Source organism: Caballeronia sp. ATUFL_F1_KS4A (genome assembly GCF_023630905.1).
GTDB classification, from domain to species: domain Bacteria; phylum Pseudomonadota; class Gammaproteobacteria; order Burkholderiales; family Burkholderiaceae; genus Caballeronia; species Caballeronia zhejiangensis.
In genome coordinates, this window is sequence record NZ_JALQEB010000029.1 from 434,340 (window position 1) to 450,262 (window position 15,923).

Annotated in this window: 17 protein-coding genes; 13 read left to right on the forward strand and 4 right to left on the reverse strand. The window is 64.2% G+C overall.

Annotated elements, in window-relative coordinates:
• The first annotated feature begins 3 nt into the window (after nt 1-3).
• The 3 genes from NCS03_RS17205 to NCS03_RS17215 are packed head-to-tail and all read left to right on the forward strand — an operon-like array spanning nt 4 to nt 1,503.
• A complete protein-coding gene (locus NCS03_RS17205; RefSeq protein WP_160172887.1) occupies nt 4-144 on the forward strand; it encodes a hypothetical protein in 141 nt (46 codons plus the stop codon).
• Between the two features lie 46 nt (nt 145-190).
• Nucleotides 191-715 (forward strand): RNA polymerase sigma factor, encoded by a 525-nt coding sequence (locus NCS03_RS17210; protein ID WP_008353386.1) that lies wholly within the window; start codon nt 191-193, stop codon nt 713-715.
• On the forward strand, nt 712-1,503 hold the full coding sequence (locus NCS03_RS17215) for an anti-sigma factor family protein (protein WP_175979328.1): 792 nt from the start codon (nt 712-714) through the stop codon (nt 1,501-1,503). Before NCS03_RS17210 ends, NCS03_RS17215 begins: the two co-directional genes overlap by 4 nt.
• Before the next feature lie 67 nt (nt 1,504-1,570).
• On the opposite strand, the gene NCS03_RS17220 is transcribed toward NCS03_RS17215, so the two are convergent.
• Nucleotides 1,571-1,795 carry a hypothetical protein gene (locus tag NCS03_RS17220; protein ID WP_008353384.1) on the reverse strand — a complete coding sequence of 75 codons (225 nt, stop codon included), beginning with the start codon at nt 1,793-1,795 and terminating at the stop codon, nt 1,571-1,573.
• Between the two features lie 399 nt (nt 1,796-2,194).
• On the opposite strand from NCS03_RS17220, the gene NCS03_RS17225 reads away from it, so the two are divergent.
• Nucleotides 2,195-2,719, forward strand: coding sequence for an RrF2 family transcriptional regulator (locus NCS03_RS17225; RefSeq protein WP_175979329.1), 525 nt, complete (start codon nt 2,195-2,197; stop codon nt 2,717-2,719).
• A 6-nt stretch (nt 2,720-2,725) separates the two neighbouring features.
• Here the strand turns inward: NCS03_RS17225 and NCS03_RS17230 are convergent, their stop codons facing one another.
• Nucleotides 2,726-3,148: a BspC domain-containing protein gene (locus tag NCS03_RS17230; protein ID WP_008353380.1), complete on the reverse strand. Its 423-nt coding sequence runs from the start codon at nt 3,146-3,148 to the stop codon at nt 2,726-2,728.
• Nucleotides 3,149-3,384: 236 nt separating this feature from the next.
• On the opposite strand from NCS03_RS17230, the gene NCS03_RS17235 reads away from it, so the two are divergent.
• From NCS03_RS17235 to NCS03_RS17270, 8 genes are all read left to right on the forward strand, one after another.
• Nucleotides 3,385-3,948, forward strand: a complete 564-nt coding sequence (locus NCS03_RS17235; RefSeq protein ID WP_175979330.1) for a putative glycolipid-binding domain-containing protein — start codon at nt 3,385-3,387, stop codon at nt 3,946-3,948.
• A gap of 32 nt (nt 3,949-3,980) precedes the next feature.
• Entirely contained in the window at nt 3,981-5,036 is a 1,056-nt protein-coding gene (gene selD / locus NCS03_RS17240; RefSeq protein ID WP_250529462.1) for a selenide, water dikinase SelD, read from the forward strand.
• Between the two features lie 15 nt (nt 5,037-5,051).
• Nucleotides 5,052-5,978, forward strand: a complete 927-nt coding sequence (locus NCS03_RS17245; protein WP_175979332.1) for a cation diffusion facilitator family transporter — start codon at nt 5,052-5,054, stop codon at nt 5,976-5,978.
• Between the two features lie 145 nt (nt 5,979-6,123).
• On the forward strand, nt 6,124-8,679 hold the full coding sequence (locus NCS03_RS17250; protein WP_175979333.1) for a mechanosensitive ion channel domain-containing protein: 2,556 nt from the start codon (nt 6,124-6,126) through the stop codon (nt 8,677-8,679).
• Nucleotides 8,680-8,777: 98 nt separating this feature from the next.
• Entirely contained in the window at nt 8,778-9,860 is a 1,083-nt protein-coding gene (locus NCS03_RS17255) for a purine-nucleoside phosphorylase (RefSeq protein WP_033536139.1), read from the forward strand.
• 538 nt (nt 9,861-10,398) lie between these two features.
• A complete protein-coding gene (gene flhD / locus NCS03_RS17260) occupies nt 10,399-10,716 on the forward strand; it encodes a flagellar transcriptional regulator FlhD (RefSeq protein ID WP_008353371.1) in 318 nt (105 codons plus the stop codon).
• A gap of 18 nt (nt 10,717-10,734) precedes the next feature.
• Entirely contained in the window at nt 10,735-11,406 is a 672-nt protein-coding gene (flhC, locus tag NCS03_RS17265; RefSeq protein ID WP_008353370.1) for a flagellar transcriptional regulator FlhC, read from the forward strand.
• Nucleotides 11,407-11,570: 164 nt separating this feature from the next.
• The gene (locus NCS03_RS17270) at nt 11,571-13,958 is read left to right on the forward strand and encodes a DNA polymerase II (protein WP_250529463.1); all 2,388 of its coding nucleotides are present in this window, start codon (nt 11,571-11,573) and stop codon (nt 13,956-13,958) included.
• A 9-nt stretch (nt 13,959-13,967) separates the two neighbouring features.
• Here NCS03_RS17270 and NCS03_RS17275 read toward each other — a convergent pair whose 3' ends face one another.
• The gene (locus tag NCS03_RS17275) at nt 13,968-14,972 is read right to left on the reverse strand and encodes a hypothetical protein (RefSeq protein WP_008353368.1); all 1,005 of its coding nucleotides are present in this window, start codon (nt 14,970-14,972) and stop codon (nt 13,968-13,970) included.
• Nucleotides 14,973-15,216: 244 nt separating this feature from the next.
• On the opposite strand from NCS03_RS17275, the gene NCS03_RS17280 reads away from it, so the two are divergent.
• Complete coding sequence (locus NCS03_RS17280) at nt 15,217-15,456, forward strand: hypothetical protein (RefSeq protein ID WP_008353367.1); 240 nt, start codon at nt 15,217-15,219, stop codon at nt 15,454-15,456.
• A 9-nt stretch (nt 15,457-15,465) separates the two neighbouring features.
• On the opposite strand, the gene NCS03_RS17285 is transcribed toward NCS03_RS17280, so the two are convergent.
• Nucleotides 15,466-15,747 (reverse strand): hypothetical protein, encoded by a 282-nt coding sequence (locus NCS03_RS17285; RefSeq protein ID WP_250456753.1) that lies wholly within the window; start codon nt 15,745-15,747, stop codon nt 15,466-15,468.
• Between the last annotated feature and the right edge of the window lie 176 nt (nt 15,748-15,923).

Here is a 15,923-nt window from a genome sequence, read left to right on the forward strand (position 1 = left end):
ACCATGAAACGATCGATCGGCGTGACGGCGCTCCTGATCGCGCTCGGGCTCGCGCTCGGCACAGCGGGCTGCGCGAGCGGTACGCAAAGTGCGCCGCCTTCTTCGGGTGCGCCGAGCGGACCTGCCGGCGGAGGCAGCTACTGATGGCGAACGCCTCCGGCTCGCCCCGCACGCAAGAGGACGCACGGTCTTGAGCTTCGAGAGCGATCTTCTCGCGCATCTGCCGCAGTTGCGCCGCTACGCGCGCGCGCTGACGGGCGATCGCGCCTGGGCCGACGATCTCGTGCAGGACGCGACCGAGCGCGCGCTCAATCGCGCCCGGTCGTTTCATGCGGGCACGAACTTGCGCGCGTGGCTGTTCACGATCATGCGCAATCTGTATATCGACCAGTTGCGCGGTCGCCGCGATATCGCCGTCGACGACGAAAGCGCGCCCTGGCGGCAGATGGCCGCGCCGCGCGGGGAAGTCGACGGCCTCGTGCTGCGCGACGTGCAGCGCGCGCTGTACTGTCTGCCGGTCGAGCAGCGCGAAGTGATGCTGCTCGTGTGTGTCGAGGAAATGAGTTATCAGGAGGCGTCCGTGGTGTTGAATGTGCCGACCGGAACCGTGATGTCGCGCTTGTCGAGAGCGCGGGAGCACATGCGCGTTCTGCTCGGCGAGGAATCGGGCCGCAAGGCGTCGCCTTCGTCGCTGAAAGTGGTGAGCCGCTCATGACCAATCAAGACCGTCCATCCGAAGGCGGCGACCGTATGGGGCCGCCCAAACCCGATCGCGATCTGCAGGCGCTGTCCGCCTTTATCGACGACGAACTTCCCGGCAATGAGCGCGACGCCGTGGCCGAACGCGTCGCGGGCGATCCCGCGAGCGAGGCGACCGTCGCCGCGTATCGTGCGCAGGACAATGCGTTGCGCGCGCTCTTCGCCGATCAGAGCGAGCCGCAGATCGTGCGTCTGCGGCCGCGCTCGCGCGAGCGTTATCTGATCGCGGCAGGCTTCATGGCCGTCGGGGTCGCGTGCGGATTCCTGTTGCAGATGCTCCTGCCCGCGCTCGGCGACAAGCCGCGCTTCGCGGAACGCGCGGATATCGCGTATGCCGTGTACGCGCCCGAGCAGCGGCACGCGGTGGAAGTGGCGGCGTCGCAGCAAGATCATCTCGTCACCTGGCTCTCGAAGCGGCTGAATCGCGCGGTGACGATTCCGTCGCTGGCCGAGTACGGATTTCAGCTCGTCGGCGGACGCCTGTTGCCGGACGAAGAGGGTCCGGCCGCGCAGTTCATGTATCAGAACGCGGCGGGCGAGCGCCTCACGCTCTACATGACGACCGCCACGATCAGGCGCAACGACAGCAAGATCCGCACGCTGAAGGACGGACAACGCACCACGTTCTATTGGGCGTGGAATCGCGTCGGCTATGCGCTTTCGGGGCAGATCGGCGAGGAAAAGCTGCAGGCAATCGCCTATGACACCTGCAAGGAGCTGGGCGGCGATCCGAAGAACTGGTGAGCCGGGAATCCATAAAAAGGCCGCAACGATGCGTGATCGTTGCGGCCTTTCTCATGCGCGATCGTGCTTATCGATAGCGATGCGGCGGAGGCGGCGCGACGTGGTGATGATGGCGTTCCCATTCCTGACGCTGCCAGTAACGATGACCGTCCCAGTAGCGCTCGCCATGCCAGCCGACCGTCACGCGATGCGTGGGACCGTGGTGAACGTCCGCCGACGCCGCGTTTGCGAGACCCATGCCCAGCGCGGCGGCAAGGGAAGCGATCAACAGGCTTTTCTTCGTCTTGTTCATGATGTGTGCTCCTTGGTCGTTTGCCTGGCGGTGAAACCGCGAGTCGATTGGTCGCAGTTCGGCCCAACTTTGGCGTGTGGTTCAGGACCGGCTTATCAACGGTAGTAATCGTGATGATGGTGATAACCGCCACCGTCCGGCACGACGATGCAGCCCGATAGCGCGCTACCCAACAACACGCTCAACGCTGCAAGGATCGCTAGTTTCTTCATGGGTTTCTCCGTGTGAATCCATGGAGACCAATTTAGCGGTTCGCAAAATGACAAGCCGTGTTCGTTTGTAAGCAAACGTGTAATCTGAAATATTCGCGACGGGCGTCTACAAGCTCCGTCGTGCGCCGTTGTACGGCGGATGCAGGACGCGCTATTCTGAACTCCGATTCGAAATGTCGGAGTGAACATGTCTCACATCAGCACGGGCGTCGAGTACGCGCTGCACTGCATGCTGTATCTCGCGGAGCCGCCACACGGCGTGCGCGAGGCGAGCGTGCGCGATCTGGCGGAATTGCAGGGCGTGCCTGCGGAATACGTCGCGAAGCTCTTCACGAAGCTGCACAAGGCGGGACTCGTCGTCGCGACGGAAGGGGCGCGCGGAGGTTTCGCGCTCGCGCGTCCGTCGAAGGAAATCAGCGTGCTCGATGTCGTCGACGCAATCGACGGCGACAAGCCTCTCTTCGAATGCAGGGAGATTCGCGCGCGCTGCGCCGTGTTCGGCGACGACGCGCCGCCTTGGGCGACGAGCGGCGTATGCGCGGTTCACGCGGTGATGAAGAACGCCGAAAAGCGCATGCGTGAAGCGCTCGCGGCGGATCGGCTGGCGGATCTCGCCGGGCGCATGCATGCGAAAGCGCCGCGCACGTTCGGGCCGCAGGTCGTCAAATGGCTCGGCGGGCGCACGGACCAGCGCCGCGCGGCCAAGCGCTGAAAGACTTTAGCGGACGATCTTCGGCTTCATGTTCGGCGTGAGCGATACGCCGACCACATGTCCGGCGCGCACGCCACAGCGGCTATCTACGCGCGTCCATTGCTCCTTGCCGCGCGCCTTCGCGAACGCGCGCATCACGATGACCTGATCGACCGGAATCGGGTTGCCGACACTGAAGATCGTAGTATCGTCGTCGATCTTCGCGGAGAGCACGCGGCGGTCGGGCACGATGAGCGTGTCGTACTTCGGCGCGTTCTCCACCCAGCGATCGAATGCGGCGACACATTGCGCGACGGCATCCGGCACGTGAAGCCTCGTCAGATACGAATAATCCTCGGGCACGTCCGGCGTTTCCTGCGCCTGGACGAGCTGAAACATCGACGCCGACAAAGCGAGCGCGGCCAGGGCGGGAGCAAGAATGTTCTTCATGCGATGGGCGATGAAAAGGGCGTTCGGAGATGTTCGGGCAGAGCGCGGATCGCCGGAGCACGGATCGCGTGAATGGCGCTGAACGTGCGGTGCGCGCGCCTGCGCAGGAATGGCGCGAAGTATACCGTGTGACGTTTTGTGACGTCGAGCGATTCGCGCAGGTCGAATGCCGATCGAAAGCCTCGCCCGCCGCGATGTATCCTTTGATGCCGATAAACACGCGAACGAGGTGCCCAATGAAAGCGGTGCGATGGTCGCAACAAGACGGCTCAGGGCTCGAGCATCTCGTTCTCGATGAGACGCGCGATGGCATCGTGATCGAAAGCGCGGTCGTGGGCGAAGACGAAGCGCGTGCCTTCGGTCTCGTGTATCGCATCGAATGCGATGCGCGCTGGCAAGTGACGCGGCTCGCGCTGAAGCTCGCGGGCGGCGCATCGCTCGATCTGCATCGCAGGGACGGCGACAACGGCGACGCGCACGCATGGACCGATGCGAACGGCGAGCCGCTCGAGGCGCTGCGCGGCTGTATCGACGTGGACATCACCGCGACGCCTTTCACCAACACGCTGCCCATCCGCCGCCTGAAACTCGAACGCGGCGAACGGCGCGTGATTCGCGTCGCCTATGTGCGCGTGCCCGAGCTCGGCGTGAGCGCGGTGGAGCAGGCTTATACGTGCATCGAGCCGGATTGTCGCTATCGTTACGAAGGGCTCGACACGGGCTTCACGGCGGATATCACCGTCGACGAAGACGGCCTCGTGATCGACTATCCCGGCCTCTTCACGCGCATCCGGCGATAATACGCAGACATTCGCCTCAACCGATTTCCACTATGACCGACACGACTTCCCCCCGGCTCACGAGCCTGTCCCACGGCGGCGGCTGCGGCTGCAAGATCGCGCCCGGCGTGCTCGCCGACCTGCTCAAGCGCGCGACGCCGCTGCCCGCGTTCCCGAATCTTCTGGTCGGCAACGACACCGCCGACGATGCCGCCGTCTACAAGCTCAACGACGAGCAGGCGATCGTCGCGACGACGGACTTCTTCATGCCGATCGTCGACGATCCATTCGACTTCGGCCGCATCGCCGCGACCAACGCGCTCTCCGACGTCTACGCGATGGGCGGCAAGCCGATTCTCGCGCTCGCGCTCGTCGGCATGCCGATCAACGTGCTGCCGCATGAAGTCATCGCGCAAGTGCTGAAGGGCGGCGAAGCGGTGTGCGCGGAAGCGGGCATTCCGGTGGCGGGCGGCCATTCGATCGATTCGGTCGAGCCGATCTACGGGCTTGCGGCGCTCGGCATCGTGCATCCGTCGCGCGTGAAGCGCAACGCGGCCGCGCGCTCGGGCGACGTGCTCGTGCTCGGCAAGCCGCTCGGCGTCGGCGTGCTGTCGGCGGCGCTGAAGAAGGACAAGCTCGACGCGGCGGGCTACAGGGCGATGATCGACGCGACCACCAAGCTCAATCGTCCCGGCGCGGAACTGGCGCAACTCGACGGCGTGCACGCGCTCACCGATGTCACCGGTTTCGGCCTGCTCGGTCACACGCTCGAACTCGCGCGCGGCGCGCAACTGACGGCGCGCATCCGTTACGCCGATCTGCCGTGGCTGCCGCAGGTGCGCGAATTCGTGCGCGCGGGCATCTACACGGGCGCGTCGGGACGCAACTGGAGCGCGTATGGCGACCACATCTCGTTGAACGTCGAAGGCAAGGAAGGTGAGGAGGCCCGCGCCTTGCTGACCGATCCGCAGACCTCGGGCGGCCTGCTCGTGTCGTGCGCCCCGCATGCCGTGAACGACGTGCTCGCGATCTTCCGCGCGGACGGCTTTCACGACGCGACGATCATCGGCGAAATGGTGGACGGCCGGGGCCACGTCGACGTCAGCTAAACAAACTCGAAACGCATGAAGGAAGAATCCCCGAAAGCCATTTTCTACGCGCTCGCCGCGAATTTCGGCATCGCCGTCTGCAAGTTCGGGGCGGCTGCCTTCACCGGCTCGGGCGCGATGTTCGCCGAAGCCATCCATTCCACGGCCGATTGCGGCAACCAACTGTTGCTGCTCTTTGGCCTGAAGCGCGCGCAGGCGCCCGCGAACGCGCTGCATCCGCTCGGCTCCGGGCGCGAAATCTATTTCTACGCGCTCATCGTCGCGCTGCTGCTGTTCTTCGTCGGCGGAGCGTTCTCTGTGTACGAGGGCGCGCATCGGTTGATGCATCACGAGCCGTTGTCGAACCCGATCGTCGCGCTCGTGATTCTCGGCATCTCCGTCGTGCTCGAAGCCTTTTCGCTCGCGGGCGCGATCCGCGAAATCCGCAAGGGCGCGCCGAACAAAACCTTATGGCGATGGTTTCGCGAAACGCGCGAATCGGAATTGCTCGTCGTCGCCGGCGAGGACGTCGCGGCGCTGCTCGGCCTTGCGATCGCGTTCGCCGCCGTGCTCATGACGATGCTCACCGGCAACCCGGCCTACGACGCCGCCGGCTCGATCGGCGTCGGCGTGCTGCTGATGATCATCGCGTTTCTCGTTGCGCGTGAAGTGAAGTCGATGATCGTCGGCGAATCGGCGAGCCCGGAAGTACGCAAGGCGATCGACGCGCACTTGCGCACGCGCCCGGAAATCACGCGCATCATCAGCCTCATTACGCTGCAATGGGGCAAGCACGTCGTGGTGGCAGTGCAGGCCGAAATGATCGATTACGCCAGCGGCCGCGCGATGATCGATGCGATCAACATCATCGAAGACGATCTGCAGCGCGCCTTTCCGCAAGTGCGCTGGGTGTTCTTCGAACCCGACGTAGCACGCGATCGCGGCGAGCCGACGGCCGCCTGAGGCGAGGGCAGGCCAGGAGCGCGGCGTGCTACGGCTTTCAGGGTCGTCCGGGACCGCTCCTGCCGCGCGGACGTCATCGCGCTAGCATATGGCGTGCGCGTCGTCCGCATCGAGTCCCTGAAATTCTGTGATCTTCATCCGACCCATGCGCAAATTGCTCCTTGCAGTGCTGCTCGTCGCCGTGGCGAGCGTTCTCCCGATCTTTTCCCAGTCCTCCTTTGCCGCAGCCGCTTCCCCGCAGCACGCGTCGCAGCCGGCGGTCGCGCTGACGCCGCAGCAGGCGCGCGATGCGCTTGCCGTGCTCAACGATCCCGCGCGCCGTTCGCAAGTTGCGGATACGTTGCGCGCGATCGCCGCGGCAGGCGCGCTGGCCGCGCCCGCGAGCGCGCCGCAGGCGGCATCGTCCGCGGCGCCGGCATCGGGCGCATCGGGCGTGCTCGCGCATTCGTTGACCGCGAATGGGCTCGCGTCGCAATTGTCGCGGCAGGCGGGGCACTGGCTCGTCGAGATCGGCGCGGGGCTGCGGCATTCGACCGTCGCGCTGCTCGATTTCGGCTCCGTGATTTCGTGGTGGCGCGACCGTACGTCGAGCGACGCGGGGCGCGCGCTCATCGGCCATGTCATGTGGACCGTGCTGGCCTCGCTGATTCCCGCGTTGCTGCTCGAATTCTTGTGCTTGCGCCTGCTGAAGCGCCCGCGCGCCCGGATCGCGGCACGCGGCGTCGCCGATGCTGAGGAGCAGGATCCCGACCTCGTGCGCGAACAGCACGCCGCCGAGCGCGCGGAAGACGCCGCCGCGCAAACCGGCGACGCCACCGCGATGCATCTTGCCGAGCGCAAGGCGGACACCGCGCGCGGCCAGCGTCACGCCGCGCGTCACTGGACGCTGTTGCAGCGCCTGCCGAGCGCGCTCCTGTACGGCTTGCTGTCGCTGGTTCCGCTGATCGTGTTCATCGGCGTGGTGACGTTGCTGATGTCGATCTTCATCGACGACAACACGGCCGAGGCGCGCGTCGCGGGCTCGCTCATCGACGTCTATCTGGCGTGCCGCGCCGTCGTGATCGTGAGCGGCTTTTTCGTCGCGCCGCGCGCGCCCGGACTGCGCCTCATCCAGATGCGCGATGCCGCCGCCGCGTACACGCATCGTTGGGTGCGGCGCATCGTGTGCACCGCCGGCGCGGGCATCGCGCTCGCCAATGCCGGCGAACCGATCGGCCTGTCGGGCGATGCGCGCATCGCGGTGCTGAAGGTCACGCTGCTGATCGTGCATCTGATGATCGCATTCGTGATCTTCCAGAGCCGCAATTCGGTGGCGGAGCGCATCCGGCAGCGCGCGCGTTCGAACCGTTCGGTGAGATTGGTCGGCGCGTGGTTCGCCGATATCTGGGCGGGCGTCGCGATCTTCTTCGTGATCGCGCTGTGGTTCGTGTGGGCGCTCGACGTGCAGAACGGCTACCGCACGCTGTTTCATCTCGGCGGCGTGTCCTTGCTCGTGCTGGTCGGCGCGCGCGTGCTCGCGATCGTCGCGTTCGGCGCGCTCGGCCGCGTTTTCCATCAGAACGACGAAGAGGATCTCGCCGGCGAGTCGATCGCGCGGCGTCGCGCGTATCGCTATTACCCGGCGCTGCGGCGCATCGTGCAGGCGCTGATTTCCGTCATCACCGTGGTCGCGCTGCTGCAGGTGTGGCACGTCGATATCGTGCATTTCTTCACGTCGGGCGGCGTCGGCAACCGGCTCGCGTCGGCGCTCGTCACCATCGTGATCGCGGCCGTGTTCGCCGTGCTCGTGTGGGAAGCGGCGAACATCGTCGTCGAACGGCGGCTCGAACAATGGACCGCGAGCGGCGAGCGTCTGCGCGCCGCGCGTCTGCGCACGCTGCTGCCGATGATGCGTACCGGCCTTTTCATCGTGATCGCGATGGTCGTCGTGCTGACGGGCCTTTCGGAACTCGGCGTGAACACCGCGCCCTTGCTCGCGAGTGCGAGCATCTTCGGCGTGGCGCTCGGCTTCGGCTCGCAGAAGCTCGTGCAGGATCTCATCACAGGCATCTTCCTGCTGATGGAAAACGCGATGCAGGTCGGCGACTGGGTGACGCTCGCGGGCGTGTCGGGCACCGTCGAATATCTGTCGATTCGCACGGTGCGCTTGCGCGGCGGCGACGGCTCGCTCTACACGGTGCCGTTCAGTTCGGTCTCGACGGTGAACAACACGAATCGCGGCATCGGCAATGCAGCGGTGCGCGTCTCGATCGCACTCGGTCAGGACGTCGATCTCGCCATTTCGACGCTCAAGGAAATCGGCGCCGCCTTGCGTGACGACGAAGCGTTCCGCGACGGCATTCTCTCCGACTTCAGTTTCTGGGGCGTCGATGCCGTCGACGGCTCGACCGTCACGCTCGCCGGCCAGATCCAGTGCCGCGACAGCGCGCGCTGGCCGGTGCAGCGCGAGTTCAACCGGCGCATTCTCAACGAGTTCACGGCGCGCGGCATCGAGATCGCGAATCCGCAGCGCAACTTCGTGATCGTGAACGGCGGCAATCAGGAAGGCGGCCCGGAAGGCGTTCAGGACGCGGACGAGGCGGGCGCGGATCAGCGCGGCGAGCCGTCGAAGGCCGCGCAGCATCCGACGGGCGAGGCGGCGGGTTCGGCGAACGTCGCGTCGAACGCGCCGCCGCCGCGGTCATCGCAAAGCGGCACCTGAGTTTTCGGTTAGCGCTCCTATAATCGTGCGGGTTGACCGCGCCCTGGCCGGGCGCGGTCTTCTTTCGAAGGTCGAACCCTTACGAGGATCCGCTCGCCATGAGAAAACTCCGCGCGTCACGATCGATAAAGCTCAGAAAAACCGCCTGTGCGTCACTGTTCGCCGCCGGCCTCGCGACCCTGACAGGTTGCGCGTTCGCCCAGCCATCCGATGACAGCGGCCCCGAAGGCGGCCGCCACGTCAAAGTGATGATCGTCACGATGTTCGGCCCCGAGGGCCAGGTCTGGCTCGACAAGCTCGGTCCGTGGCAGGCGATCAAGGTGCCGGGACTGTCGCCGGATTATCCCGAGGTCAATTGCAATCGCGACGATGTCTGCGTCATCACGACGGGCATGGGTCACACCAACGCGGCCGCGTCGATGATGGCGCTGGCATTCTCCGACCGCTTCAATCTGCGGCACACGTATTTTCTCGTCGCGGGCATCGCCGGTATCGATCCGAAGCAGGGCACGGTCGGCTCGGCAGCCTGGGCGAAGTATCTCGTCGATTTCGGCATTCAATGGGAACTCGACGCGCGCGAGAAGCCCGCCGACTGGCCTTCGGGTTTCCTCGGCATCAACACGAAAAGTCCGTACGAGAAACCGCCGCTCGACTATCGGACGGAGGCGTTCGCGCTCAATGCGTCGCTTGCGGATGCGGCCTTCGCGATCTCGCGCAACGTCACGCTCTCGGACAGCGATCAGGCGAAAGTCGCGCGCGCGAAATTCAACTACGCGCCGGCCAACCAGCCGCCGCGCGTGATCCAGTGCGACACGCTCGCCGGCGATACGTGGTGGTCCGGCAAATATATCGGCGAGCGGGCGAGGGAGTGGACGCGCCTCCTGACCGACGGGCGCGGTGTCTATTGCACGACGCAGCAGGAAGACAACGCGACGTACGAGGCGCTCAAGCGCGCGGCGAGCGTGAAACGGGTGGATCTGTCGCGCGTGGCGGTGCTGCGCGCCGGATCGGACTTCGACCGGCCGTACGAAGGGCAAGCCGCTTCGGACAATCTGCTCAATTACGCCGATCAGGGCGGCTTTGCGCCGGCCATCGAAAACCTGTATCGAACGGGCAATCCATTCATACAGGAGGTTGTTACACATTGGGGCGCCTGGCGCAAAGGCATCCCGCAAAAGTAACGCCACGGCGTTACAAAGCCGGTAACAAGGCCATGTTTCTGGCAGTAACAACTCTGTTACTGCGACCAAGTAACTATTACCCAACCTGCCGCGGATCGGTAATCGCCGATTTCGCGGCATTTTTTTGCTCTTTCACGTCCGATGAATGGCGAATAAAAGCTGGGTCTTGGCGTCAACGGAATCCCGTAAATGCCCGTTATATGGCGCGGAAGGCGATTATTAGGATAAAAACGAAGCCGCGCCGGGCGGACCTCGCAAACGTTAGACAAATACGCACCGGATCAAAGAATCGGTCAAATTCTCCAGACCGAAAAAATTACCGACCTAAAGTGTTGTTTGCAACAAAATATTATTGAGACACTCTTGCTTTAGGTTCAGACAGTTCTTAGAATCCGTCTCACAGTGGTTGTTACAAGATGTAACGCACTGAAACAAAGATTACGCGGTACGTAGCCGGGCAGAACGAGTCCGGTGAGGCACAAAAAAGACATCGGCAAAAAGCCGGCGGGAAATCGGGGATTTACTGGAAGTTGCAACCATGAACGGTCGCGAAACGCTGGAATCGATCCGGGAAATCAATTTGTCGTACATCATGCTCGCGCAGCGTCTGCTGCGCGAAGACCGCGCCATCGGCATGTTCCGGCTCGGTCTGTCGGCGGAACTCGCCGATCTGCTGTCGGGCCTCACGCTCGCACAGGTCGTCAAGCTCGCGTCGTCGGATAACCTGCTTTGCGCATTCCGCTTCAACGATCACACGATGCTGTCGGCCTTGGTGCAGCCCGCGAAGAACGCGGACATCGCGCCGACGCACGCGGCAATCCTGCTGGCTGGCCAGCCGGCCGAACAGTTCGCTTAAGTGATGACGGAGCGAGCCATGCTGAAGAAGAGCCTCACTGAAGACGCCCAGGAAGTGTTCCGCGCCATCGCGCTGATCGAGCTCGGCGCGCGCATGCAAGTGCTGGAGAGCGAACTCACGCTCTCGCGCGATCGCATGATCCGCCTGTATCGCGAAGTGAAGGGCGTGTCGCCGCCGAAGGGCATGCTGCCGTTCTCGGCCGACTGGTACATGACGTGGCTCGCCAATATCCACGCATCGCTTTTCTATAACACCTATACGTTCCTGAAGAACGAAGCCGGCTGTTCGCATCTCGATGCGTTGACCAAGGGGTATCGGCTGTATCTCGAGCACTGCAACCATAGCGGCGCCGAGGCGGTACTCGATCTTACGCGGGCCTGGACTCTTGTGCGCTTCTTCGACGCGGGCATGCTGCAGATGACGGCTTGCTGCCGCTGCACCGGGAAGTTTGTCGCACACAAACATGATTTGCAGAACAACGTGGTGTGCGGGGCCTGCCAGCCGCCGTCACGCGCGGGGAAGACCAAGAAAGCGGCGGCCGCGAAACAGGCCAGCAAAGAAGCCGCGCTGGAGGTAGTGATGTCGAAGAACGAAGTGCCGGAGCATGCGGAGCACACGGTACTCGCTAACGTAGCGGCAGTAGCGGCGTTACAGCCGCAACGAGCTAGCCTGGTCGCACAGGCTGCTTAGGCGGTAGCGGCCGCCGGCTTTCCTTCCGGGGACTGTCCGCGAGGATGGTGGATGTCCGGCTCGCCGCTACCGCGTTTTACTTCCCGCCCGTTTTCCCGAATCCATAGCCCGGCGCCGATTGGCGTGCCGGGCTTTTTTGTTTTGCCGCCCAGTAAAATGCTTCGATGGCACGCGCTCTCGAAGATAACGGCTTGGCTACCGCACAACAGGGTTTTCTGCTGACTCGTCACTGGCGCGACACCGCGGCAGGGACGGAAGTCGATTTCTGGCTCGCGACCGACGACGGCCCGAGAAAGATCCGCATCGCGACGCAGACGAGCGTCGCGTTCATTCGCGCCGAAGATCGCGCGAAGGCGGAGCCTGTCGTCGCCGGCGTGCGCGACACGTATCTGCGCGAGCTGCCGCTCAAGGACTTCCGTCAAAAGCCGGTGCTCGGGCTTTACTGCCCGCAGTATCGTCAGTTACTCGCGCTCGAAAAGAACCTGAGAAGCGCCGGCGTCAATGTCTTCGAGGCCGATATCCGTCCGCACGAGCGCTATCTGATGGAGCGCTTTATCACGGCGCCGGTGTCGTTCGAAGGCGCGCCGCGCGACGGTTACATTTGCAGCGAACTGAAGCCCGCGCCGGATTACCGGCCGTCGCTGAGCGTCGTGTCGCTCGATATCGAAACGAGCGTGAAGGGCGATCTCTATTCGATCGCGCTCGAAGGCTGCGGCGCGCGTCAGGTGTACATGCTCGGACCGCCGACCGGCGCCGCCGAGCCAGCGGATTTCGCGCTCGACTATTGCGACACCCGCGCCGACATGTTGCGCCGCTTCAACGCGTGGATCGCGCATCACGATCCGGACGCGATCATCGGCTGGAATGTCGTGCAGTTCGACTTGCGCATCCTCCAGCGGCACGCCGACGACTACGGCGTGCCGCTTACGCTCGGCCGCGACGGCGGCACGGTCGAATGGCGCGAGCACGGCATGAAGCGCAATCACTGGTTCGTGTCGATCGCGGGCAGGCTCGTCATCGACGGCATCGAGGCGCTGCGTTCGGCGACGTGGAATTTTCCGTCGTTCAGCCTGGAGTACGTCGCGCAATCGCTGTTGGGCGAGGGCAAGGCCATCGACAGTCCGTACGCGCGCATGGACGAGATCGAGCGGCGCTTTCAGGAAGACAGGCTCGCGCTCGCGCGTTACAACCTGAGCGACTGTGAACTCGTCACGAAAGTTTTCGACAAGACCGAACTGCTGCCGTTTTTGCTGGAGCGCGCGACCGTCACCGGTTTGCAGGCGGATCGCAGCGGCGGATCGGTCGCGGCGTTCACGCATCTGTATATGCCGCGGATGCATCGGCTCGGCTATGTCGCGCCGAATCTCGGCGACGTGCCCGAGGAAGCCAGTCCCGGCGGCTTCGTCATGGATTCGCGTCCCGGTCTCTACGATTCCGTGCTCGTGCTCGATTACAAGAGCCTGTATCCGTCGATCATCCGCACGTTTCTGATCGATCCGGCCGGGCTCGCGCAAGGCATGGCGGCTTCCGACGAGACCGCCACGGTTCCCGGCTTTCGCGGCGCGCGATTTTCACGCGACACGCACTGTCTGCCCGCGATCGTCGCGCAAGTGTGGGAAGCGCGCGAAGCGGCGAAGCGTCAGCGCAACAAGCCGCTGTCGCAGGCGCTGAAGATCATCATGAATTCGTTCTACGGCGTGCTCGGATCGAGCGGCTGCCGCTTTTTCGATCCGCGTCTCGCGTCGTCGATCACCATGCGCGGTCACGAAATCATGCATCGCACGCGCGAGCTGATCGAAGCACGCGGCTACGGCGTCATCTACGGCGATACGGATTCCACTTTCGTCTGGCTGAGGCGCGCGCGCAGCGAGGAAGACGCGGGGCGCATCGGCCGCGCGCTCGTCGCGCATGTCAACGAATACTGGCGCGAGCATTTGCGCGAGACCTTCGGGCTCGACAGCGCGCTGGAATTGCAGTTCGAAACGCATTTCACGCGTTTTCTGATGCCGACGATACGCGGCACGGAAGAGGGCAGCAAGAAGCGCTACGCCGGCCTCACGACGCGCGCGGACGGCACCGAGGAAATCATCTACAAAGGGCTCGAAACGGTGCGCACCGACTGGACGCCGCTCGCGCAACGCTTCCAGCAGGAGCTTTACCTGCGCGTCTTCAAGGGTGAGGCATACGCGGACTACGTGCGCGATTACGTCGGACGCACGCGGCGCGGCGAGCTGGACGAACTGCTCGTCTATCGCAAGCGCCTGCGCCGCACGCTCGGCGACTATCAGCGTAATGTGCCGCCGCATGTGCGCGCCGCGCGCATCGCCGATGAGTACAACGCGCGTGCCGGACGCCCGCTGCAATATCAGAACGGCGGCTGGATCAGCTATGTGATGACGGCGGCCGGTCCCGAACCGGTGGAAGCGCGCCACGCGCCGATCGACTACGAGCACTACGTCAGCAAGCAGCTTCAGCCGGTCGCGGACGGCATTCTGCCTTTCCTGCGCGACGATTTCACCGCGCTGATGTCCGGTCAGAAAGAGCTGTTCTGAGTTCCGAGTCTAGAAACGCACGCCGAAACCCGCTTCGATGATGTCCGCATCGCGGTCGTAACGCGTGACCATGCGATTCCACGTCACGCGCGCGAGCCATCGATCCGAGAAGCGGTAACTCGCCGACACCGATACGAGACCGGAGAAGCGTCCGTCGCCGGTGCGGTTCTGCGCCAGATCGTCGTTCTGCGTGATCGACAGATACGGCCCCGCGCCGACGCCGAGCGTCAACTTGTCATTCAGGAACGCGCGCGTCGCCCAGAGTTGCGCGGCAACGCCGTCGCGGCGCGACTGGACGTGGCCGCCTTCGTGCAGATACGACGCGGTGAAGTCGAAGTAACGCCACAATCCGCGCCGATATTCGATGCTCTCCGCCAGATTCGTTTCCGAGTCGGGACTGTTGAGGATCGTCGTGCCGAGCATCACCGTGACTTCGTTGTTGGTGACGTTGGTCGTGCGCGACACGGGGCGCGCGCGCGGTCCGCGTCCTTCGGGCGCGTCGAGCTGATAGCCGATGCCGAAGAGCAGCGCGGTCGTGTCGGGACCGCCGAATGCCTGCACGCGATTGAGCTTCATCTCCGCGATCCAGCGGTTGTCGAAGTAATACGCCGCGCGCAGCGTGAACATCGCGCCCCAGCCGTGCGTGTTCGAGTATTCGCCGCCCGACTGCGCCTCGCTCGTATCGAAATAGCGATACGGCCCGGCGCCCGCCGACAATTCCAGCCGCTCGTTCCAGAGCGGCAGGCGTCCCCATAACTGCAGCGCCTGCCCGTCACGGTGATGATCGGGAATATGGCCCTCGTTGAGCCAGGAAAAGCTCCAGGCGGCGTAAGGCCCGAGCCCTTCACGATAATTCGCTTCCCACGAATACGTGTTCTGGCTGCTGCTCTGGAGTGCGCCAGCCAGAAACGAAAATTCCTGCGAGTGAGCCGCGCTGCTCGCAATGCCGAGTAGCGCGAAAGCGATCGCGCGAAGGGCCGTTCTGCAATGTCGTTCGTTCTGGGTTCTTGTCATCGGCGAGGTCGGATTCGGAAGGTTCCGGCAACTTTCGTGCGGTCTGTTCCGATGCAGGATACAGACTTAGGAAAACTCCCGCAAAGTTCTGACTAATTCCTATTTCCACCGACGGCAAGGTGAAACGTTTGCGCGGAACAATCGCTCGGCATGCGTTCGCAGCCACTCACACGCGGGGTTACGCGTTTCGCGGACCTTGCGTAGATTGAGTTCTCCCAGTGCATTCAGGCAAACGAGGTCAGCGATGGACTCCACCCCAATCGAATATCGAGGCTGTGAGCTTTCGGTCATCGTCCAGCATCGGGCTGGAGAATTCGTCGCGACGCTTCTGATCGAGCGGCCGGGCGGCGTGCGGCGCGCGATCGGGCCGATGCGCGCGTTTGCGACGGCGCAGGCCGCCGCGAACTTCGCGTTCGAATGCGGCAAGGCGGAACTCGACGGCGCATCCGCGATGCGCGCGCCGCGCGTGGCGGTGTCGGGGTGATGCCGTCGCTCAGGCGCCGCTCGTGCGCGGCTCGCCCGAAGTCGCCGCCGCGGCGCCGTCCGGCGTCGCCGGATGCCGCGCGCGATACACCGCGAGCGCGCACACGCTGACCGCAGCGATCGCGACCGGCACGGCTACCGCTTCGAAAACGCGCGGCGGCAACCAGGGCGCGCCGAGCATCGCGCCGCCCGTGCCGGTGCCCGTCACAAAGAGCGCACTCAGCGACAGCCACGCGAGCGCCGGTTTCCCCGCGAGATGTCCGAACGACGCGAGACTCGACGTCGCGCACACGAACGCCGCCGCGAGCACCTACTGCGGATTGACAAGAACACACGCAATAGCATCGCTGACCGCGCCGTCGACCCGTCTCAAGAAATGCTGAGAATCGGCCTATTCCTAGGGGCAATCCGCTGATTTGACGCAATAATTTACAAATCCACGAGACGGGCCGGATAAGCTCGGATGTT